The following is a 23376-nucleotide window of genomic DNA, read 5'->3' as shown; positions in this document are numbered from 1 at the left end:
TCGTGGGAGAGTAGGTCGTCGCCTTTTTTGAAACCCCGTTCTTATTTATAGAACGGGGTTTTTGTTTTTTGTATACTCCAACAACTTATTTGTCTAGATTTAGCTTATGATTAAACCCTAGTGACTATTTTTATTTTTTATCTTCGAAATAAATATGGAATTATTAAATGACTGTAAATAAGGAATTAGATTTAGTGTGGGATTTTGTCAATTATACCGACAGAAATGTATTTCTAACAGGTAAGGCAGGAACAGGAAAAACAACTTTTCTGCATAAATTAAAAATGAAATCTTTAAAGAGAATGGTTATTGTTGCGCCAACAGGTGTTGCAGCCATTAATGCTAAAGGAATTACAATACATTCGTTTTTTCAAGTTCCTTTCGGACCTATTCTTCCTAGTGATGATTTAAATAATTCATCAAATTTCAATCGCAAATTCAATAAAACAAAAATTAATATAATCAAGTCTCTAGATTTATTAATCATAGATGAAATTAGTATGGTTCGTTCCGACTTACTTGATGCAATTGATAAGACATTAAGACGATTTAGAAATCGAAATAAAGTTTTTGGAGGTGTACAATTATTGATGATTGGGGATTTACAACAATTATCACCAGTTATAAAAGATCATGAATGGCAACTACTCAAATCGTATTATAAAAATATTTATTTTTTTAGCAGTTTAGCTTATCAGCAATGTAATGCGATAACTATAGAGTTGAAACATATTTATAGGCAAGATAACCCGAAATTTATTGAAATTTTAAATGAGATAAGAAATAATAAGTTATCTCAATCTTCTATTATAGAACTGAATAAACGATTTAAACCTGATTTTGTTCCTGCAGAAGATGAAGGTTATATTTCTTTAACCACTCATAATAATAAAGCTGAGCATACCAATAAATTAGAACTTGAAAAGCTAAACGGAAAGCATAAAACATATAAAGCTATTATTGAAGGAAAGTTCCCTGAATATTCTTATCCTAATAAGGAAGAATTAGTTTTAAAAGTGGGAGCTCAAGTTATGTTTGTTAAGAACGATAGTTCAATAGAAAAACGATATTTCAATGGTAAAATTGGTAAAGTTATTTTTTTAGATAATGACGAGATTATAGTAAAATGCCCCGACGATGATTTTAATATTGTTACGACTCCAGAAGTTTGGGAAAATATTAATTACACAATCGACCCAGAAACTAAGGTTATTACCGAAAATAAAGTAGGAGCTTACACTCAAATGCCTTTGCGACTTGCTTGGTCAATAACAATTCATAAAAGTCAAGGATTAACATTTGAAAAGGCCATTATAGATGCTCAAGGAGCATTTGCTCATGGACAAACGTATGTTGCATTAAGTAGGTGTAAGAGTCTTGAAGGATTAGTACTTAAAAGTAAGATAAATGAAAACCAAGTTATCAGCGATTCAAATATCAAATCTTTTACTAAGACATTAGAAGAAAATGAACCCGATACTAATATCTTAGAAAAATCTAAAATTGAATTTCAATTAAATTTAATTTCTGAGTTATTCGACTATTACAAATTTTTATATCCTATTAATCGTATTCTAGATATTTATTTTAAAAATAGAGGTAGTATAGAAGGACACGTTGAAATACCATTGAATGCCATTAAAGTAACTATTACAGATTTATTAAAAGTGGCTAACGGATTTAGAGCTCAACTTTTAGAAATGTCTATTGGGAATCAATTGACAGAGTTTAATGAGTTATTACAAAAGCGTTTTAAAAAAGCACTAGATTATTTTAATCATCAAACGCAGACTAATATTATAGAACCTTATAAGAGTTTTAACTTTACAACAGATAATAAAGCTTTAGACAAAGATATCACAAACCAATTGGAAACTTTTGAAGAATTAATAGCCGCCAAACTACTATATTTAAATGAACTTACCAATGGTTTTAAAGTGTCTGCCTTTTTAGAATTGAGAGCCAAGTCTGTTTTTCTTGTAAAAGAAAAACCTAAGAAACCAAGAAAAGTTGCAATCGATGGTACAACAAACATAGAACTTTTCGAATTACTTCGCGAATTAAGAAATACTATTGCTCAACGTGAAGATTTAATACATTATCAAATATTTACTCAAAAAGCATTGTATGAAATGTGTGAAACGTTGCCCACCAATAAGAAAGAGTTAAAAGCTGTTAATGGTATGGGAAAAGTGCGTGTTGAGAAATATGGAAACGACATATTAGCGGTAATTAGAGGTTACTGTGATGAGAATAATATTGAAACGTCTTCAGCTATCGAGATTTTTGAAAAACCTAAACTTAAGCGTAAAAAAGGGGATACAAAAAAAGAATCTCTGAGTTTATTTAAATCTGGAAATTCTATTGAAGATATTGCTAATGAGCGAGAATTAAATATAAATACAATTGTTGGTCACTTAGCCAGTTTTATATCTTCAGGCGAAGTGAAAATTACTGATTTGGTTTCAGAAGAACACTACGAAGAATTGAAGAACATAATCCCTAAGCATACATTTGAAAATCTATCAGATTTAAAACACCAAATAGACGATAAGTATTCCTATGCTGAGCTAAGATTAGTTTTAGAGGATTTATCAAAATAAAAAGGCTTCAAAAAAATTTGAAGCCTTTCATTTATCCTGTTTTAAAGATTAGCCTTTAATAACACCTCTTGAGATTACAATTTTTTGAATTTCCGAAGTACCTTCATAAATTTGAGTAATCTTAGCATCACGCATTAAACGCTCAACATGGTATTCTTTTACAAAACCATTTCCACCATGTATTTGAACCGCTTCAACAGATTGTTCCATAGCTACTTTAGAAGCATATAACTTCGCCATAGCACTAGACATATCATAGTTATTGCCTTGATCTTTATCCCAAGCTGCTTTCATGACTAGCATACGAGCTGCCTCAACTTCAGTATACATATCTGCCAATTTAAAAGCAATGGCTTGGTGGTTGCAAATTTCAGTACCAAAAGCTTTACGCTCTTTAGAATATTTCAGTGCAAGTTCATAGGCTCCAGAAGCAATTCCTAAGGCTTGAGCAGCAATGCCAATACGACCACCCGATAGTGTCTTCATGGCAAACTTAAAGCCAAATCCATCTTCACCAATTCTATTTTCTTTTGGAACTTTTACATCATTAAATTGTAAGGTGTGTGTGTCACTTCCTCTAATTCCTAACTTATCTTCTTTTGGTCCAATATCGAATCCTTCCATGCCTTTTTCAACAATAAAAGCATTAATTCCTCTATGACCTTTTTCTCTATCAGTTTGAGCAATGACTAAATATACATCACTTCGACCACCATTGGTAATCCAGTTTTTGGTTCCATTAATAACGTAATGGTCTCCTTTATCTATCGCAGTGGTAGCTTGCGATGTCGCATCACTACCTGCTTCTGGTTCACTTAAACAAAATGCTCCAATAAATTCACCAGTAGCTAATTTTGTTAGGTATTTTTGTTTTTGCTCTTCTGTTCCAAAAGCTTCTAACCCATAACACACTAATGAGTTATTTACAGAAACCATAACCGAAGCAGAGGCATCAATTTTAGAAAGTTCTTCCATAATTAAGACATATGAAATCGCATCCATTCCACTTCCACCATATTTTGGGTCAACCATAATTCCCATAAAGCCTAAATCGCCCATTTTTTTAACAAGCTCTTGAGGAAATTGCTGTTTTTCATCCCTCTCTATAACTCCAGGTAATAATTCGGTTTGTGCAAAATCACGAGCTGCGTCGCGAATCATAATATGTTCTTCGGTTAAACTAAAATCCATAGTCTTAATAAATTATTGAATTGATAAAAAGTGAGTGCAAAGATAACTCTTTATTAGTATATTTTCAATAAGGATTGCTATTTTTACTGAATATGATAAAATCTAAGTACAATGTTATTGGAGTGATGTCTGGTACATCTTTAGATGGACTTGACTTGGCTTACATGACTTTAATGTTTAAAGAGCACTGGACGTTCAAAATTCATAAAGCTGAAACAATACCATATTCTGAAAATTGGTCAAAAAGATTAAGGCATATAGTTAACCAACCAAGAGAGGTTATAGACGCAATTAATTTAGATTATACTGAATATTTAGGGGAAGTCATTCAAAAGTTTATAACAGTTAATACTATTGATCATCTTGATGCGGTTTGCTCTCACGGTCATACAGCATTACATCAACCAGATAATGGGTTAACGTATCAAATAGGAAATCATCCCAAATTGGCCAAACTTATAGAACAACGACTTGTTTGTGATTTCCGAGTACAGGATGTAGAACTTGGAGGTCAAGGTGCTCCTTTAGTACCTATTGGTGATCGATTGTTGTTTTCGAAGTATGATTATTGTATCAACTTAGGAGGTTTTGCAAATATCTCTTCTGAAATTGATAACAAACGAATAGCATATGATATTTGTCCTGTTAATATTGTTATGAATCGCTATGCCAATGCTCTCGGTTATGATTATGACGATAAAGGTATGATTGCTAAAACTGGCGTGCTAAATCAGGAGTTATTACATAATTTAAACCAAATAGGTTTTTATAAAGAAAAGCCTCCAAAATCATTAGGTTTAGAGTGGGTAGACAATACTATAAGTCCAGTATTGGAGGAAAGTACTCTCTCAGATGCTGATATTTTGAGAACTTTTGTTGAGCATATAGCTCTACAAATTGCAAGTTCTGTAAATGCGAACACCAGAGTTCTTTTTACTGGAGGTGGCACCTATAATGATTTTCTGCTTGAGCGAATTATTAACTATAAGGAATTTGAATTGATAAAACCTTCACATGATCTTATAGAATATAAAGAGGCTCTAATATTTGGGTTACTTGGTGTGCTCAAATTAAGAGGTGAAATCAATTGTTTATCAAGTGTTACAGGTGCAAATAATGATCACTCTTCAGGAGAAATATATTATCCATAAAATTATTGTAAATTTCTAATCTAGCGATTTTTAGTTTTTTATATTTGTTATAGAATAACTAACTAATGACACGAGTGAATTCAGAACTTATTTTGATATAGTTTTTGAAAACGCGAGCTGCATCTAAACCAACTGAAAACTAAGAACTCTTAGATGAAAGAACTACTACAAAAGTACGAAGATAAAGACCCTGAAATCATTTTTAATTGGAAAGACCCAGAAACAGAAGCTGAAGGCTGGACTGTTATCAATTCCCTTCGCGGTGGTGCCGCTGGAGGCGGAACAAGAATGCGTAAAGGACTTGATATGAATGAGGTATTATCACTTGCAAAAACAATGGAAGTGAAATTTACAGTATCTGGACCTGGGATTGGAGGGGCTAAATCTGGGATAAACTTTGATCCTAAAGATCCTAGAAAAAAAGGAGTTTTAGAACGTTGGTATAAAGCTGTCGCTCCACTATTGAAAAGTTATTATGGAACAGGAGGAGATCTCAATGTTGATGAGATTCATGAAGTTATTCCAATTACTGAAGAAAGCGGTGTTTGGCATCCTCAAGAAGGTGTTTTTGAAGGGCATTTCAAACCAACTCAAGCAGATAAAATTAATCGTATTGGTCAATTGCGTTACGGTGTAATCAAAGTAATAGAAAATCCTAAATATTCACCTAGTGTGACAAAAAAGTATACTGTTGCAGATATGATCACAGGTTTTGGTGTTGCAGAAGCTGCTAAGCATTTTTATGATGTTCAAGGTGATTCTATAAAAGGAAAACGTGCTATTGTGCAAGGTTTTGGTAACGTAGGAGCTGCAGCGGCTTTTTATTTGTCTCAAATGGGAGCAAAGATTGTTGGTATTATTGATATCGTTGGAGGTTTGATAAATGAAGATGGATTCTCTTTTGAAGATATTACCGAACTGTATTTGGCTAAATCTGGAAACACCTTGGTAAGTGAAAACCTCATTCCTTTTTCAGAAATGAATGAAAAGATATGGTCACTCAAGACCGAAATTTTTGCACCATGTGCAGCTTCAAGACTTATAACTCAAGATCAAATCGATCAAATGATTGATACTGGTTTAGAAGTTATTTCATGTGGCGCCAATGTTCCTTTTGCTGATAAAGAAATTTTCTTTGGTAGTATTATGGAGCATACAGACAATAAGGTGAGCTTAATCCCTGATTTTATCTCCAATTGTGGTATGGCTAGAGTTTTTGCCTACTTTATGGAGCGTAAAGTTAAAATGACTGATGAGGCAATTTTTAATGATACTTCTGAAATCATAAAAAAAGCTATCGAAAAAGTTTATGATAAAAATCAAACTAAAACAGGCATTAGTGCTACGGCATTTGAAATAGCCTTAACTCAATTAATATAATCCAATCACTATGGAAAGCATAATTATAATCGTATTTGTTTTAGGTTACTTGGCCATTACAGTAGAACACAGTATTAAAATTGATAAGCTAATTCCTGCCTTAGTTATGATGGCCATAAGCTGGGCGTTGATTTCATTGGGCATTGATTCTTTTCCCCAATGGTTTGATTCATCTAGCCATGGATTGGTAGATGGGTTTGATACTCTGGGACATGAAGACAAAATGCACTGGATGGAAGAAACATTGCTTCATCATTTGGGTAAAACAGCTGAAATCTTAGTATTCTTACTAGGTGCGATGACCATTGTGGAAATTATAGATTATTTTGATGGATTTTCAACGATAAAAGGATTTATTAAAACGAAAAGTAAAAAAAGAATTCTTTGGATTTTTGGGTTTTTGGCCTTTTTTCTCTCGGCAATTATCGACAACTTAACCGCTACAATTGTTTTAATATCAATACTGCAAAAACTAATTTCTGATAGAAGTGTTCGTATATGGTATGCTGGTTTAATAATTATAGCGGCCAATGCTGGTGGAGCTTGGTCACCTATTGGAGATGTTACAACTACAATGTTATGGATTGGTAAAAAAGTGACCACAGGCTATCTATTTGGATACCTGTTTATACCTTCTCTATTATGTATGCTCGTTCCATTTTTAGTGGCTTCTTTTATGAAACCTTTTCAAGGACAATTAGAAAATGATATAGATGAAGACTCTAATAAACCCAAAAGTAAATTTAGCTCAACAATGCTTTATCTTGGGCTTGGAGGTATTGTATCTGTACCAATCTTCAAGACTGTTACACATTTACCTCCTTATGTAGGAATGATGCTGGCACTTGGTGTTGTAGCAATTTTTGCCGAAATATATAGTAATTCGAAATTTAGTATCTCAAGTCATGATTCTGAAGAAAGCGATGCTCATGCTCATCATAGTCCTGTGCATCACTCTTTATCCAAAATCGAGTTACCTAGTATTCTATTTTTCCTCGGAATTTTAATGGCTGTAGCTGCATTAGAATCGCTTGGGATTTTGTTTGGATTTGCGAATTCACTGCAAGATACTATGCCGATGTTAACGACTGAAATGGATGGTACAAGAGTTTCCGATTTAGTTGTTATATTACTAGGTGTGGGATCTGCTGTAATAGATAATGTACCACTGGTTGCTGCTAGTTTGGGAATGTTCTCAGAAGCTATAGACGACCAATTATGGCACTTTATTGCATATTCAGCTGGTACAGGTGGAAGTATGTTAATTATAGGTTCTGCAGCTGGTGTTGTTGCTATGGGAATGGAAAAAATAGACTTTTTCTGGTATCTTAAAAAAATCTCATGGTTAGCCTTAATAGGCTTTTTAGCTGGAGCTGCAGCATTCTTATTTACAAGAACATTATTTTAAGAATATACTTTAGCAAGAAAACAATCGTTATTACAATAGTTAAAATTAATTTTCAATTTCATTAATATGATAATTCAAGAGGGAGCAGAAGTAATTACTGATGCAGAATCAACCGAAAAAACACTATCCATCATAGAACTCATAAGTAGTGGTGGTACAGCTGGACAAATTATAATAGCCTTGTTATTCGTTCTATTAATTGCTGCTATTTATATTTATTTTGAACGCCTTTTTGCTATCAAATCAGCGTCTAAGGTTGATTCAAATTTTATGAATCAAATCAAAGACCATGTGAGTAATGGAAAGATTGACTCGGCTCAAATGTTATGTGCGCAAGTTAATTCACCTGTATCGAGGTTAATAAATAAGGGTATTACTAGAGTAGGAAAACCTCTCGAAGACATCAATACGGCTATTGAAAATGCAGGACGATTAGAAATTTATAGTCTTGAAAAGAATGTTAGTATTTTGGCTACAGTTTCTGGAGTAGCGCCTATGATTGGATTTTTAGGAACAGTAATAGGTATGATCTTATCCATTTTTGAAATTGCTAATTCTGGAGGTCAAATAGATATTAAACAATTATCTGATGGTTTGTATACGGCTATGACAACAACCGTTGCAGGTCTTATTGTTGGTATTGTTGCATACATGGCATATAACCATTTAGTAGTTAAGACCGATAAAGTAGTTTATCAAATGGAAGCGAATTCATTAGAATTCTTAGATCACTTAAACGAACCTATTTAATGAATTTAAGAGGAAGAAATAAAGTAACGCCAGAATTCAATATGTCTTCGATGACAGATATTGTATTCTTGTTATTGATTTTTTTTATGCTAGCCTCTACTTTGGTTACCACAAATGCTATTGATATTTTATTACCAAAAGCAAGTGGTAAAACTGAAAACAAAAGATCGGTAGCTGTTAGTATAAAAAAGGATTTAACATATTATATAGATCAAAAGCGTGTTGGCGAAAGTGTTCTGGAACGAGAATTGATTTCGGCATTATCAAGTCAAGACGAACCAACAGTGGTTTTGCGCGCCGAAAAATCGGTGCCTGTGGAGAATGTTGTAAAAGTGATGGATATTGCTAATAGAAATAAATTCAAGGTAATTTTAGCGGTTAAACCAAATAATTAAAGTGAAACGAAATTTAAAACCTTTCATCTATCTTGGATTAGGAATCGTTTTATGTGTAACACTTTATTATTTTAAAACCATTACTGATAAAGTAGAACATAATGCTAGCATTGATATTTTGATGCCTGTATCCACAACAAATGATTCTATTCAACATGAGAATAGTGTTGTTGTAAAAATAAATAAGGACTTAAATGTCTACGTTGATGATATTAAATACAATATAATAGATGTAGAAAGAGTTTTATTGGAAAAGGCTATAAATGATAGCTTGACAGTAATTTTACAAGCAGAAAAATCGGTTCCGGTTGCACATATGATTAATGTGATGGAAATTGCTAACACACATAAATTCAAAGTTATAATGGCAGTAAAACCTGTCGATGAATAGCTTAAAGCAAAAGTTTGGAACGAATGTTGTAATTTACTCCATGACTATAATTAAATAAGAAGGTTAAAATGAAATATTTTGAAACCATACACGAGAGAAATTCAGCAAAAGTCACAACTTTGATTGTGGTAATTTTGTTATTACTATTGTTTGTGGTTAGAGGGTGTGCACATCCAGATCCACCTATAGAATATGGAGTAGCCGTTAATTTCGGGAATTCTCCTGTAGGAACTGGAAACATTCAACCAACAAAACCTATCAAGTCACAACCAGTAGAAAAGGTTGTTAAAGAAGAAACTCAGACAGAGGAAACTCAACCTGAAAAACATTCGGAGGCAAATAGTAAAACTGAAGATGTACTTACCAATGATTCTGCTGAAGCAATAGCAATCAAAAAGGCTAAAGAAGCTGAAGCAAAAGCAAAAGCCGAGGCAGATCGTCAAGAGCAAATTAGAAAAGCTAAAGAAGAACAAAAACGAAAAGAGGAGCAAGCCAAAAAAGATAAATTAGATGCACTTATTGGTGGCGTTAAGAATTCTGAAGGCTCTGAGACTGGAGGCGAAGGTCCAGGAGATGGTCCAGGAGATAAAGGTCAGTTAGATGGAGACCCATATGCTCCAAGTTATTTTGGAAGACCAGGAGATGGATCTGGAGGAACTGGTTACGGACTCAATGGTAGAGGAAGTGCAACCTATTCTAAAGTGCTTCCAGATTGTGAAGAAGAAGGTCGTGTAGTTGTGGAAATTCATGTGAATCGATCAGGTAAAGTGGTGAAAGCCATACCAGGTAAACGAGGAACAACAGGAGGTTCATGCTTATATGAAGCAGCTCGTAAAACAGCTCTTACTCATAAATGGCCTGCAGATTCTAAAGCACCTACTACGCAAATTGGATGGGTTAAAATAGACTTTAGCCTAGGAAATTAAATGAACTATCTCGATACAGTCAACTGGATGTTTAAGCAGTTACCTATGTATCAAAATCAAGGTAAATCAGCGTATAAAACAGATCTATCCAATACGTTACTTCTTGCAGATCATTTAAATCACCCACAGCACAAATTTAAAAGTATTCATGTAGCTGGTACCAATGGTAAAGGTTCTACGAGTCATATGCTAGCCTCAATATTACAAGAAGCTGGTTATAAAGTAGGCTTGTATACTTCACCGCATTTAAAAGATTTTAGAGAACGTATAAAAATTAATGGTAAAGAAATTAGTAAGCAATTTGTTATTGGTTTTATTGAGCGTAACTTCTCCTTTTTTGAATCTAACAAACTATCCTTTTTTGAAATGACTGTTGGTATGGCCTTCGATTATTTTACTAGGAAAAAAGTAGATATTGCCGTCATAGAAGTTGGACTTGGTGGACGATTGGATTCAACCAATATAATTACTCCAGAAATTTCCGTTATTACTAATATTGGCTTTGATCATATGCAGTTTTTAGGTGATACTTATGACGCTATTGCACGAGAAAAAGCAGGCATTATTAAGCCAAAAATCCCTGTTGTTATTGGTGAAACACAAATAGAGACAGAGAACGTATTTTTAAATGTTGCAACTCAAAACAACTCTGAAATTTATTTTGCAGATCAATGTAACTTACCATTATATAAAAGTGATCTTAAAGGAAATTATCAAAAACATAATATTAAAACAACACTAAAGACACTAGTATTGCTCAATAAAAAAAAGTTTCAAGTTTTAGATCAGCATATAAAAAACGGATTGCAAAATGTAGTTAAAAATACAGGCCTTAATGGTCGTTGGCAACTATTACAAAACCGCCCAAAAATTATTTGTGATACGGCTCATAATAAAGAAGGATTATCTTATGTCATCAATCAACTAAAAGAAGAACGCTATAATAAATTGCACATCGTTTTTGGAGTGGTAAGCGATAAAAATTTAGATACGATTATATCAATACTTCCCAAGAATGCCATCTACTATTTTTGCAAACCAAATGTATTTCGTGGTCTTGAGGCCGAAATTTTGCAATCTTATTTTGTAACAAAAGGGTATAATGGACACACCTATCCAAATGTAATGGATGCCTTGAATGCTGCAAAAAGAGCAGCATCAATGGAAGATATTATATATGTTGGCGGCAGTACATTTGTTGTGGCTGAAGTCGTATAAACTGTAAAAAATTGTATCTTTCAAATTCAATTCAATTTTTTAAAATGACAGAAATTATTAATCAAATATTTGCACTAGATTTAAAAATGAAAAAGGACAGTAATGAGAGTGCAAATCGATATTTGGATCGTATTTATCACGAGTTTGAAACTATGGGATTTCAAATTGTTAACCCAATTGGGAAATCTTACCGCAATGAAATGACAGATGTTGATGCAAATATATTAGGAGATTTAAATAGACACTCTAAAATTACTAAAGTGTTAAAACCTGTAATTTACCAAGTTGAGAATAATGAAACTATACTGCTTCAAAAAGGAATCGTAATTGTAGAATAGCCTCGAATGAAAACAATAAACTTTGCTATAGATTTAGGGACAACTAACAGCCTCATTGCTAAATATGATGATGGAAATATCAAGATTTATAATAATCCCTTAGGATTAAAACAAACCTTACCATCATGTATAGCTTTTCGCGGAAATAGAACCGTTATTGGCGATAAAGCACTTGATTATTTAGAGAAAGATGCCGAGAATATTTGTATGCTCTTTAAACGAAAAATGGGAACACAAGACACTTATTTTGTGCCTTCAATCAACAAAGAGATGTCTCCTATAGAGTTATCCTCATTAATACTGAAAGAGCTCAAAAATTTTGTAAACGACAAAGACACACTCAATTCTGTGGTCATCACAATTCCCGCATCATTTGATACAATACAATCCAATGCTACAAAAAAAGCAGGATATATGGCAGGTTTTAAAGAAGTCGTCTTATTACAGGAGCCTATTGCAGCATGTCTTGCATTTGCTAATACATCAGCCATTGAAGTAACCAATAAACAAAACTGGATTGTTTACGATTTTGGAGGTGGAACATTTGATGTCGCCTTAGTTGAGGTTAATGATAGAGAACTAAAGGTTACTGATAACCTTGGTGATAATTATCTTGGAGGTGCAGATTTTGATAATCTTATAGTTGAGCATATCATTGTTCCATTTATTGAAGACAAACTAGGGCTTACAAACCTATGGCGAGACCTTAAATCTAAAGAAACTAGTTATAAAGGTCTCTATTTTGAATTGCTTAAAATTGCTGAGGAAGCAAAAAAAGAACTGTCGCATTACGAAGAAACCGAAATTGAACTTGACATCGATATTAATGATGATAATTTCTATGATCAGTTTGTTATAAAGCGTGAGCAATTTGAAGGTTTAATTTCCCCAAAAGTTGAACAAACAATAACATTTATTCAAGATGTTATAAAAAATAATCAATTGTTAAACTCTCAAATAGAGCGCGTGATATTAATTGGCGGTAGTACATATGTGCCATTAATAAAAAAGCGAATAGCAGAAGCTATTGGTGTTGAAGTAAACTCTAGTATAGACCCAACATCAGCAGTAGTTCATGGTGCTGCCTACTATGCAGGTTCAAAACCAGCTTCAGTATCTGAAGTTGAAATTGAAAAAGAAATTATTGAAGACAACGAGCCAGATGTAAGACTCTTTTATGAGCAAAATACTAGAGATTTAGAAGAACTTATTACCGGAAAGATCAATTCTGATGTAGCAAATAGTTTCAGGATTATGAGAAAAGATGGTGGTTACGATTCTGGAGTTAAGACTATTGAAGATGGCGGTTTTTCTGAGTTTGTTCCGTTACTTGAGGGAAGATTAAATCAATTTAAAATTCAGCTGTTAAATTCAGCTCTTGATGTTATTAAGACACTAGATTCTGTGGCCATAAACCAAGGAAGCTATAATGTTCAGGGGCAACCTTTGCCTAATGATATCTGTATGGAAGTTGATGATTTAGATGCTTCTGCAACACGACTCGAAAAGGTATTTGCTAAGGGTAGTATTTTACCACTCAAAAAGAAAATATATAAAACAGCATCTAAAACGATATTACAACAATCAAAATCAAATTTGATTATTAATATTATTGAAGGAAAGTCTAAAGGATTACCAAGTTCGGGTTTAAGTATTGGTTACATAGAAATATCTGGGAAAGATCTTGAAGAAGATTTGATTAAAGGAACAGATATTGAAATAGAGATTGAAGTGACAGAATCCCGTGATTTGAAGATTAACGTGTTTTTGCAGTCTTGTGATCAAGAATTTAAAAATGTGTTTAGTGAGTCTGAAAGAGCCATAAGTATTGGTAAGATCAATATGGAAATAAATACAGTTTTAGGTGACGTCGAAGACTTAATAAAATCTAATAATTCTGATGAGAATTTTGAGTATTCTCAACAGTTAGAAACAATAAGGGTAGGGTTAATTGAAACACAAATTGCTGCGTCGTTAATAGATGACAATGATGTTTCTGATACTAAATTTCAGCTTGATGATAAAAAGAGAAAACTCATTCAGGATTTTGACGATTTAACTCGTAATAAGGTTATTGCCAATGAAATTGAAGAGTACAGAGATACAAAGTCAAGCTTGGAATACCATTTAAACAAAGAAGAGAATGAGCGTTTCCAAGAAAAATATGCTCGAATTATAAAAAATGAACGAGAAGTTATCAATTCAGGAAATAAATATTTAATCCGATCAAAAATCAAAGAATTAGATGAGTTATATGATGCCATTGTTCAATCAAGTGATGAAAACTTTATTTCGTATTTCTTGAATCTTAAATTTTGCACAGATTTTTCTAATCAACGGAAAGCAGATCGACTATTCAAGCAAGGTGACCAAGCTATGGAAAAACAGGATTACAAATCCTTGCGTCACATCGTATATGGGTTGTCTGCTTTACTACCAGATTATGAAAAGGAAAAGCAGAAAAACTTCAAAGATGATAGTAGAACAGGGCTTAGTTAGAGCGTATGGCATCCATAAAGGCTTTGTTTCGCGCAGCGAGAAGTCCAATCTTTTTATAGAAAACGTTTTTTGAATATATAGAATCTACTTTTTGTGTAATAACTTCAGTACCTGCCAGAGTTACTTTTGTATTCTCAGGGAAGATATCTATAAAGTGTTCTTTAGTAAACTGAATGCTGTCAATGATTAAAAGGTTACTCATATGCGCATCAGATTTAAAAAATCGCGATGACTTTGAAAAATTCACAAAGTCGTTTCCAGAATAGAATACTATAGTATCTCGAGCACTAATTTGTAATGGTGCTTGTTCTCCCTTTGGAATATAAATAGACTTGTCATTATTCTTGTATAGCATGAACATAATGAGATCTTTATCGGTTTTATTGGTAACATAAGTGTCAAATTTTGAAATATCTCCTTCAGACTTTGGAGGGTAAAACTTATGGAACTTAGGGTGATAAGGATTATCATAGAGTTTTTGATATAAAGGTACCGTAGGCTTGTTCTTACTTATTCTAGGATATACCGATAAGATATTATTTAATTCAATAATATTATTTTTACCTAGATCAGACATCCAACTAATACCACTATTGGAGGATGGATAACTACTAATAGTAGGACGATTACTATCTCTAGCTACCCAAAAAATAATTCTAAGCACAATCATAATAATTACAAATACACTCCAAGCTCCATATCCAGATCCAGTTTTTCGGCTTGACCTCGAAGGATACGTATATTCTCTAGCAATACTGGCATTAGATTTTAAGGTTTCTTCTAGAAATATATTTGAAGTGTCCAGTATAGAAAAAGCTACCATGGCTTTTGCAGTAAATCTAAATTGTTTATTGTCTATGTTTCTACGTTTAGAATTATACACGTCTATAACTTCCGAATTGAGTTCTTGTATTTCTTCATTAAAGCAATCGGGATATTCATTAAGACAATTAATAAATACTTTGTTGGTAATAAAACTTATTGGGTACTCTTTGTCTTTCAAACGATTTTCTCTCAAATATACGGCAGCATAATTAAGTCGTGCCTTAAAGAAATTAATTACCAATTGATTGTTTTCTTCAGAAAAGAGATGGTTTTCAATGAGGACTTTCAGCATAAGTACATATTTACCTTTACTGAGTGATTCAGATAAAAACACTTTCAAATTTTCCTTTAAGAAAGGAGCGAGAAAATACTTTAGGTCGTCTAAATTGTTAATCAGAGATTTGTCAACAGTAATTTCGCTTTGCTTGATGGACTTATAATCTCCAGAAATAAGTTGTTTCAACCAGATGTGCTTTTCAACAAAAATATGATGTTGTCTAATACTTTCATCTTTCAACTTTTCAATAAGATTAGCAACTTCACCTAAATTATTGGCATCGCCAAGCATAGCTTTTGCTTTAAGCTGCTTTTGAAGTTTAATAATTCCATTAGAATCGATATGAGATAATGCCTCAATATCAATATCTAATTGGTCAATAAATGAGATGTATTTCAAATTGAATTTTTATAAGACTTAAAAATATCAAAATAAATTAGAACAGTATTATTAAGACTATTTTTTTGGTATTTAATTGCTTAAAAAAATTATTTCATTTTTTTTCAAAAAAGCTTTTGGTAATTAAAAATCTAGACTATATTTGCAGTCCAATATTTAGGGCGCGTAGCTCAGTTGGTTCAGAGCACTTGGTTTACACCCAAGGGGTCAGGGGTTCGAATCCCTTCGCGCCCACAACACGCAGAAAATCCATACGAAAGTATGGATTTTTTTATTTCAATAAACTCAAATTCAAAATTTGAATGTTTGTAGAAATAAAAAAAGAAATGCACTTGCATTTAGATTTTCTATTTGCAAAAGGGGAAGCATAAGGTATATACAATCCCTTCGCGCCCACAACACGCAGAAAATCCACACGCAAGTGTGGATTTTTTTGTTTTATAAATTAAATATGTGATCAAGCCTAGACCTTACGTCTTTAGAGCAGGTCTAAAATACGTTCTAAAGCCATGCCTCTTGAACCTTTTATTAAAAACATATTGCTTTTAAACTGAAACATTTTAAAGGTGTTTTTTAATGCTTCAAATGATTTAAAATACGAGGTATTATCAGCTTTAGAATTTATAGCATAGAAATTTTCACCAACTAAGATGACGTGCTTTAAGCCTAGTTGATTTGCATAATCAGCAATAGTTTGATGTTCAATTTTAGCATCTTTACCTAATTCGAACATATCACCTAAAATAGCTACTTTGTTAACACCATCAAGTTGATTGAAATTGTTTAAAGCGGCAGTCATACTACTCGGATTTGCATTATAAGCGTCTAGTATAATATGATGACCATTTTTTTCAATAATCTGTGATCGATTGTTATTTGGGATATAGTGCTCAATAGCGGCTGCTATATGCTCATCTGAGACTTTGAAATACTGGCCTATGGCAATAGCTACAGATACATTATTATAATTGTAAGCACCTGTGAGATGTGTTTTAATAATATGATTCTTAAATTTTAGGTTCACATAGGGCTGAGATTCCTGTAACTTGGTATCTGAACCAAATAGTACTACTTTTTCATAGTCTCCAACTTGTTTGACTTGTAAAGCGTCATCTATATTTACAAAAATAGTTTTACCATGCATTTTTAAATGATCATATAATTCAGACTTCCCTTTAATCACACCTTGAATACCACCAAAACCTTCGAGGTGAGCTTTTCCAAAATTAGTTATAAGACCATAATCAGGTAATGCAATATTTGTAAGAAATTCAATTTCTTTTTGATGATTTGCTCCCATTTCAACTATGCCTATTTCAGTTGTATTTGTCATAGAGAGCAAAGTTAATGGTACGCCTATATGGTTGTTCAAGTTTCCAACCGTTGCTGTAGTATGGTATTTTTTTGAAAGGACACTATTAATAAGCTCTTTGGTTGTTGTTTTACCATTGCTTCCAGTAAGAGAAATAATAGGAATGTTTAAAGTTTTTCTATGCAGGGTTGCTAAATCCTGTAATGTCTTTAAAACGTCATCTACTAATATATACCGATTGCTAAATTGAAATTCTTCCTCGTCAATAACTGCAAATAATGCTCCATTTTCTATAGCGTTTTTAGCAAAGGTGTTACCGTTGAAATTGCCGCCTTTAAGAGCAAAAAACATGCAGTCTTTAGTAATTTTCCTTGTGTCTGTACTAACAGTATTGCACTTTAAAAAATGCTGATAGATAGTGTCTATTGTCATAAAATAAATGTAATAAAAAAGTCCTAATCTTTACGACTAGGACTTTATTTTTATATCAAAAAAAATAATTAGTTTCTTTTCTTCTTTCCTTGAGATTTAGAACCAACTCTAGACATTGCACATCTAAATCCGATATAGTCGGTTGCCATATCTTGTGGGAAATATCTACGTTGAGCAGGATCAATCCAGTAAGCTCTATCTCTCCAAGAACCACCTTTGTAAACTCTAACCTCATCATTAATTAATGATGTTCTATCGTTAGACGTATCATATTCTTTAATAATAGCGCCTGTAGAATCTTTTTCAACATTGTGTCTTGGTGAATTATACATTTTTCGTGTATTATTATCATCTGCTCCTTCACCTTCTTCTTCATCAAAATTATCAGCATATTGACGTGAAGATCTTACATCACCATCTCTAAAGTTTCTGTTGTCACTCTTATCGAAGTTAGTTCTTAAGTATGTTTCATTTTCATCAACTGGTATTAAAGCAATTTCACCTGGAAGGTTTCTTGCAACAATTCTACCATTACTTAATGTATCGTAAACAATCTCTTCAGGAGTAATGATCTTAACAGTACCATCTTCGTTGATTGCATTCTTGTAATATACGTTTCCTCTGGTATAGTTAAAGTCGTTAAATTCATCATCAACGATTGGTCGGTATACATCAGCTACCCATTCAGCAACATTTCCAGCCATATCGTATAAACCATAGTCGTTAGGTTGGTAAGACATTACTTGCGCTGTAATATCTGCACCATCATCAGACCACCCAGCAATTCCACCGTAATCTCCTTTTCCTTGTTTGAAATTGGCCATTTGATCACCTCTGGTTTTTCTTTTACCAGAACGTGTATATTGTCCATCCCAAGGGTATTTTTTACGACCTCTGTAAACATTATAACTTCTTAATTCACTTAAACCTAATGCAGCATATTCCCATTCAGCCTCTGTAGGTAATCTGTAATCAGGTGAGAAAATACCAGACTCTCTACGAGCATATGTATTTATAGTATCACCAGCAGCTGTAGTTTGTACTCTACGTCTAGATTTTTCTGGGTTAATGATTGAATCATTACCACCATATGTTTTTGTTGGAGCATTAATGTAAGTGTCTACATTAAAATTACTCTCCGCAGAAGACGTTAAGTGCGAATCTCTTTCAAGGTATCCAGCGTTTTGTAAATCCATTTCTGCAACTCTATCTGTCCTCCAGCTAGCAAATTCAACTGCTTGAATCCAGCTAACACCTACAACTGGGTACTCTCCATAACCTGGATGACGTAAATAGTTTTCTGTCATCATTTCGGCGTAACCTAAACGGTTTCTCCATACTAGTGTATCTGGAAGTGCACCTTCGTAAATAAGTCTATAATTTTCTTCTTCTGGTGGATAAGTTCTTTTTATCCAATCAAGGTATTCAGTATACATTTTGTTTGTTACCTCACTTTCATCCATATAAAAAGACTGAACGTGTTGTTGGTTTGGAGAATTGTTCCAATCATGCATAACATCATCTTGAACTTTTCCCATGGTAAAGGTACCACCTTCAATAAAAACTAATCCAGGACCAGTTTCTTGCTCTTCGAATTTGTCATTATACTGAAAACCACCATTTTTATCGTTGATTTTCCATCCCGTAGCTCTAGAAGTGTTCTTTGAAGTGTTTCTACTACAGCTAACAATTGTTAAGGATAGTACTAGGGCTATTAGTATCCTTAGATTTAAGACGTTTTTCATATCCATACTTTTTAAGTAAGCTAATTAAATTTTAGAGACGCAATATAGTAATTAAAGGTAAACTAACAACATTTTTTGCGAAAATCCTGCAAAAAAAGTTGCATTTCATCCTCTTTTTTGTACACAATAACGGATTTTTGGTCAGTTTATCGATGTATTTTGTCTTTAATAACGGTTGAATAAATCAATTATTGTTGTAATTTTGAATAAAAAATTGAGACTCTATAATATAGCGAGTTTATAGACGTTATTTGACTATGAAAAAATATTTACTTTTACTTTTAATATTAGCTTCATTTTTTGGTTATTCCCAACAAAAGCAATTTGATATCTCTTGGAATGAACCAATTATTTTAGAAACTGAAAATTCAACAATTGAAATTCCTAGTTTTGATAAAAAGCATTTAAGCTTTCTTAGAGATAACGGTCTAGTGTTTTACGCTCAATGGGAAGAAACATCTTATGTAAATAAAAACTCTGTTGAATTAAGTCAAGTTTCTTATCAAAATATTAGTGCCACAGAACTTAGAGATTTACCTTTATCTACAATACCAAGTAGTCCAAAGGTATTATTATATAATGCTGTAGATAGAGATAAAGTTTCGGCATATCTGGAAATCACACCAATAATTAATGATCGAGGCGTTTACAAAAAAATTACATCGTTTACTGTCACTTACCAATATGAAGCTTTAAATAGAAATGGTTTAAATAATCAAGAGATTACTAATTCTGTACTTAGCTCTGGCTCATGGCATAAGTTTTATGTTGATAAATCAGGTGTTTTTAGATTAACTAAAGGGTTTTTAAATTCTATAGGAGTTAATACAAATGTAGATCCTAGAACTATAAAGGTCTATGGAAACGGAGGAGCAATGCTACCTTTTCTAAATAGTGAGTTCTATCCTCTTGACCTAACTGAAAATGCCATAAAGTTTGTTGGTGAAGAAGATGGCGTATTTAATAACGACGATTATATTTTGTTTTATGCCGAAGGACCCACAGAGTATAGTGAAGAAAGTGATACTAATATCAACGCATATACTGATCGATCTTATTATTTTATAAATACTGACGGTGCTTCTGGAAAACGCATTCAAGTATTAAATCAACCTGAAGATGAGCCTACTATTGAAGTCAATACGTTTCAAGACTATCAGTTTCATGAACTAGATGAAAATAGTATAGCTAAAATTGGTCGTCGCTGGTTTGGAGAGCGTTTTGATGTTGAAAACGAAAGAACATTTAATTTTACATTCCCAAATCTTGTAACTACTGAGCCTGCTAAAGTAAGGATTTTAACTGCTGGTGTTAGTGAAAATATACCTACTAATATGCAAATCGTATTAAATGGTAACTTAATAAGTACTCAGGGATTCAATCCTATTGATGACCCTGTACTGGCTTCTGGAAGTACTTTTGATGAAGACGTAAGTTTGACATCACAGGATGTTGCAATAGACTTGATTTTTAATAATAATGGAAATCCTTCTGCAACTGCCTATTTAGATTATATTTCAATTGAAGCTACCCGAGGCCTTAACTTCGAAGGCACACAACTAGTATTTAAAAATAATGAAGTGACTGTAAACCCTGGAATTGCTCAATATACAATGAGTAATGCAGGCAATGTTCAAGAAATTTGGGACATTACCGATAAATTTAATGTTCAAACTATTATAAATTCAGATTCAAATCAAAACTTGAGCTTTAAAGATGTAGCCGGTTCAAGTAAAAAATATGTTACAGTTACGAATTTGGATTACTTTGAACCGCTAAGAGATGCTAATACGTCGGTTAACAATCAAAATATTAAAGGAACTATTTTTCAAAATGCTCAAGGCGAATTTGAAGATATAGACTATATTATTGTTGCCCGAGCCAACTATCTTAATCAAGCAGAACGCTTAGCTCAAATTAATAGAGACCAATATAACTTAACTGTAAAAGTAGTAGAGCTTGAATCAATATTCAACGAGTTTAGTTCTGGAAACCAAGATATCGCTGCCATTAGAAATATGGTAAGATATGTCTACGAAAATGCAAGTAGCCCAAATAAAAGATTAAGGTATTTGTGTCTTTTTGGAGATGCATCTTATGATTATAAAGATAGAGTTTCAAATAATACTAACATTATACCTATCTGGAGTTCTTATCAAAGCTTTAATTTGACATCGTCATTTATTTCTGATGATTTCTACGGAATGATGGATGAAGATGAAGGCGACTTGAATAGTGGAGATCGTCTGGATATAGCAGTTGGAAGAATGCTTGCCGATACGCCTCAGCGAGCAAAAGAACTTGTTGATAAAGTTGAAGGCTATTATGGTGAAGAAGCTTTTGGAAGTTGGAGAAATAATTTTGTAACCATATCTGATGATGTTAATCTATCATGGGAGAAAATTTTGCAGAATACTACTGATGAAATAGGAGATGAGGTAACTCAAGAAAAACCATTTATGAATGTTTTTAAAGTGCATACAGACGCATTTCAACAACAATCTACCGCTAGCGGAGAACGTTATCCAGAAGTTAATAAAACAATTAAAGATGCATTAGAAGTTGGTGCATTAGTTGTTAATTATTTTGGCCATGGAGGTGAAGACGGTTTAGCTGGTGAACGTATCTTTACTAAGGTAGATGCTCAAGACATAAAAAATGTATGCAAGTTTACGCTTTTTGTTACCGTAACTTGTGAATATACCAAATTTGACAACCCTCAAAGAGCGACTGCTGGAGAATTTACATATTGGAATAAAGAAGGAGGTGCTATTGCATTGATAACTACAACTCGACAGATTTTTGTGACAGCTGGTGTTGGTTATAATGTTGTTTTAGATGAATATTTATTTAATTATGGTTCAAACGACTATCCTACGATGGCCGAAGCATTGCGACTTACAAAAAATGACCCAGCCTTAGCTGGAAACCCACAAAAAACTCTGGTATTCTACATCGGAGATCCCGCTATGAAATTAGCATTTGCTAGACCAGAAGTAAGGTTAACACAAATAAATGATACACCTTTAGATCAATTTAACGAACCATTAAAGGCTTTAGATCGCGTAAAAATGTCTGGCGAGGTTTATGATACAGCTGGTAACTTTTTATCAAATTACAATGGTGTTTTAACTGCAACTGTTTTAGATAAACTAATCGATAGACAAACGTTAGGTAACGATGGTACTACTGATAATGGTCAACTTATCATATTAAATTTCAAAACCTTGGGCGAAACTATTTTTAAAGGCCAAGCAACAGTTACAGAAGGTCGATTTGATTTTGAATTTGTTGTGCCTAGAGATATTGGTATTCCTGTTGGCGCTGGAAAAGTAAGTTTTTATTCTAAACAGGATAATATTTTAGATGACAAGTCAGGATATAATTTCGACTTTGAAGTTGGAGGTATTAATGAGAATGCCGAAGAAGATAATATAGGCCCAGTGATCAATCTCTTTATGAATGATGAAAATTTTGTTTCTGGTGGAATTACCAATGAACAACCAACATTACTTGCTAAGTTACAAGATGATAACGGTATAAATACAGCTAGTGGTATTGGTCACGATATTACTGCAATAATTGATGGAGATGAAACCAATCCATTTGTGTTAAACGATTATTATCAAGCCGATGTTGACGATTATCAGCGAGGCACATTGAGCTATCCGTTTAGAGACCTAGAACCTGGATTACATACGCTTACTTTAAAAGCTTGGGATGTGTATAATAACTCTTCTACAGCCGAAATAGAGTTTTTAGTAAGAGATAAAGATGAAGAATTAGTGATTAGTAACGTTTTAAATTACCCTAATCCGTTTATCGATTATACCGAATTTTGGTTCAATCACAATAGTTCAGATGTTTTAGACGTTTCAGTACAGATATTTACTGTGTCAGGAAAACTGGTAAGAACTCTAAATGGCCAAACAGCCGGAGGAAGTAAAGTAACCAGTTCACTTTCTAAGGATATTGTATGGGATGGAAGAGACGATTTTGGTGATAAAATCGGAAAAGGTGTCTACGTATATAAACTAAAAGTGAGATCTAACCGTTTAAATAAACAAGTTGAAAAAATCGAAAAACTTGTCATACTATAATAAAGATTTATATTTGCCTAATATATTCAATGTAGA

General features: G+C 33.0%; 16 protein-coding genes and 1 tRNA gene. 13 read left to right on the top strand and 4 right to left on the bottom strand.

Going from position 1 to position 23376, the window contains the following annotated elements:
- The first annotated feature begins 167 nt into the window (after positions 1 to 167).
- Complete coding sequence (locus tag Q0783_RS09420; RefSeq protein WP_298894631.1) at positions 168 to 2603, top strand: helix-turn-helix domain-containing protein; 2436 nt, start codon at positions 168 to 170, stop codon at positions 2601 to 2603.
- A gap of 48 nt (positions 2604 to 2651) precedes the next feature.
- Here the strand turns inward: Q0783_RS09420 and Q0783_RS09415 are convergent, their stop codons facing one another.
- Positions 2652 to 3794 (bottom strand): acyl-CoA dehydrogenase, encoded by a 1143-nt coding sequence (locus Q0783_RS09415; protein ID WP_230936071.1) that lies wholly within the window; start codon positions 3792 to 3794, stop codon positions 2652 to 2654.
- 92 nt (positions 3795 to 3886) lie between these two features.
- Between Q0783_RS09415 and Q0783_RS09410 the strand changes: the two genes are divergently transcribed.
- From Q0783_RS09410 to Q0783_RS09365, 10 genes are all read left to right on the top strand, one after another.
- Positions 3887 to 4945: an anhydro-N-acetylmuramic acid kinase gene (locus Q0783_RS09410; RefSeq protein ID WP_298894630.1), complete on the top strand. Its 1059-nt coding sequence runs from the start codon at positions 3887 to 3889 to the stop codon at positions 4943 to 4945.
- A gap of 153 nt (positions 4946 to 5098) precedes the next feature.
- The gene (locus tag Q0783_RS09405; RefSeq protein WP_298894629.1) at positions 5099 to 6325 is read left to right on the top strand and encodes a Glu/Leu/Phe/Val dehydrogenase dimerization domain-containing protein; all 1227 of its coding nucleotides are present in this window, start codon (positions 5099 to 5101) and stop codon (positions 6323 to 6325) included.
- A gap of 10 nt (positions 6326 to 6335) precedes the next feature.
- On the top strand, positions 6336 to 7733 hold the full coding sequence (gene nhaD, locus Q0783_RS09400; RefSeq protein ID WP_298894628.1) for a sodium:proton antiporter NhaD: 1398 nt from the start codon (positions 6336 to 6338) through the stop codon (positions 7731 to 7733).
- 66 nt (positions 7734 to 7799) lie between these two features.
- Entirely contained in the window at positions 7800 to 8483 is a 684-nt protein-coding gene (locus Q0783_RS09395) for a MotA/TolQ/ExbB proton channel family protein (protein WP_230936075.1), read from the top strand.
- Positions 8483 to 8878, top strand: coding sequence for a biopolymer transporter ExbD (locus Q0783_RS09390; RefSeq protein ID WP_230936076.1), 396 nt, complete (start codon positions 8483 to 8485; stop codon positions 8876 to 8878). Before Q0783_RS09395 ends, Q0783_RS09390 begins: the two co-directional genes overlap by 1 nt.
- 1 nt (position 8879) lies before the next feature.
- Positions 8880 to 9269 carry a biopolymer transporter ExbD gene (locus Q0783_RS09385; RefSeq protein WP_298894627.1) on the top strand — a complete coding sequence of 130 codons (390 nt, stop codon included), beginning with the start codon at positions 8880 to 8882 and terminating at the stop codon, positions 9267 to 9269.
- A 68-nt stretch (positions 9270 to 9337) separates the two neighbouring features.
- Positions 9338 to 10195, top strand: coding sequence for an energy transducer TonB (locus Q0783_RS09380; RefSeq protein WP_298894626.1), 858 nt, complete (start codon positions 9338 to 9340; stop codon positions 10193 to 10195).
- Entirely contained in the window at positions 10196 to 11413 is a 1218-nt protein-coding gene (locus tag Q0783_RS09375) for a folylpolyglutamate synthase/dihydrofolate synthase family protein (RefSeq protein WP_298894625.1), read from the top strand.
- A 44-nt stretch (positions 11414 to 11457) separates the two neighbouring features.
- Entirely contained in the window at positions 11458 to 11751 is a 294-nt protein-coding gene (locus Q0783_RS09370; RefSeq protein ID WP_298894624.1) for a hypothetical protein, read from the top strand.
- Positions 11752 to 11757: 6 nt separating this feature from the next.
- Positions 11758 to 14250 carry an Hsp70 family protein gene (locus Q0783_RS09365; protein WP_298894623.1) on the top strand — a complete coding sequence of 831 codons (2493 nt, stop codon included), beginning with the start codon at positions 11758 to 11760 and terminating at the stop codon, positions 14248 to 14250.
- Here the strand turns inward: Q0783_RS09365 and Q0783_RS09360 are convergent.
- On the bottom strand, positions 14243 to 15751 hold the full coding sequence (locus Q0783_RS09360) for a hypothetical protein (protein ID WP_298894622.1): 1509 nt from the start codon (positions 15749 to 15751) through the stop codon (positions 14243 to 14245). The two genes, Q0783_RS09365 and Q0783_RS09360, sit on opposite strands and share 8 nt — an antisense overlap.
- A gap of 159 nt (positions 15752 to 15910) precedes the next feature.
- Here Q0783_RS09360 and Q0783_RS09355 point away from each other — a divergent pair.
- Positions 15911 to 15985: transfer RNA gene (locus Q0783_RS09355), tRNA-Val, on the top strand.
- A gap of 244 nt (positions 15986 to 16229) precedes the next feature.
- Here Q0783_RS09355 and murF read toward each other — a convergent pair.
- Positions 16230 to 17495, bottom strand: a complete 1266-nt coding sequence (gene murF / locus Q0783_RS09350) for a UDP-N-acetylmuramoyl-tripeptide--D-alanyl-D-alanine ligase (protein WP_298894620.1) — start codon at positions 17493 to 17495, stop codon at positions 16230 to 16232.
- A gap of 68 nt (positions 17496 to 17563) precedes the next feature.
- Entirely contained in the window at positions 17564 to 19246 is a 1683-nt protein-coding gene (gene gldJ, locus Q0783_RS09345; RefSeq protein WP_298894619.1) for a gliding motility lipoprotein GldJ, read from the bottom strand.
- A gap of 251 nt (positions 19247 to 19497) precedes the next feature.
- Between gldJ and porU the strand changes: the two genes are divergently transcribed.
- Positions 19498 to 23340 carry a type IX secretion system sortase PorU gene (gene porU, locus Q0783_RS09340; protein WP_298894618.1) on the top strand — a complete coding sequence of 1281 codons (3843 nt, stop codon included), beginning with the start codon at positions 19498 to 19500 and terminating at the stop codon, positions 23338 to 23340.
- Positions 23341 to 23376 lie beyond the last annotated feature (36 nt).

This window comes from uncultured Psychroserpens sp., from assembly GCF_947500255.1.
Lineage (GTDB): Bacteria > Bacteroidota > Bacteroidia > Flavobacteriales > Flavobacteriaceae > Psychroserpens.
This window is presented reverse-complemented; position numbering and strand designations above follow the sequence as displayed.